Source organism: Pseudomonas sp. HY2-MNA-CIBAN-0224 (assembly GCF_040310285.1).
GTDB classification, from domain to species: domain Bacteria; phylum Pseudomonadota; class Gammaproteobacteria; order Pseudomonadales; family Pseudomonadaceae; genus Aquipseudomonas; species Aquipseudomonas helleri.
Genome location: NZ_JBEOPQ010000799.1, coordinates 1 through 246, shown reverse-complemented (window position 1 = coordinate 246; position 246 = coordinate 1). Strand labels below are relative to the sequence as shown.

At 48.8% G+C, this 246-nt stretch carries 1 protein-coding gene; it reads left to right on the top strand.

All coding sequences use genetic code 11. The features are described 5' to 3' along the window. On the top strand, nt 1–246 hold a 246-nt coding region (locus AAEZ03_RS28505; RefSeq protein ID WP_502947990.1), incomplete at both ends, for an oxidoreductase.

Here is a 246-nt window from a genome sequence, read left to right as displayed (position 1 = left end):
AGCGTACCGCGCGCGGCTTTTGTAGATTTCACTGCTGAGATTAAAAAACATATCAGCATCCCAATGATGGCAGCCAACCGTATCAATATGCCGGACACGGCGGAAGAAATTGTCGCCAGTGAACAAGCTGATTTGGTTCAAATGGCGCGTCCTTTCCTTGCTGATCCTAACTGGGTCAATAAGGCCAAAAATGGCGAAGCGGATCGCATCAATACTTGTATCGCCTGTAACCAAGCTTGCCTCGAC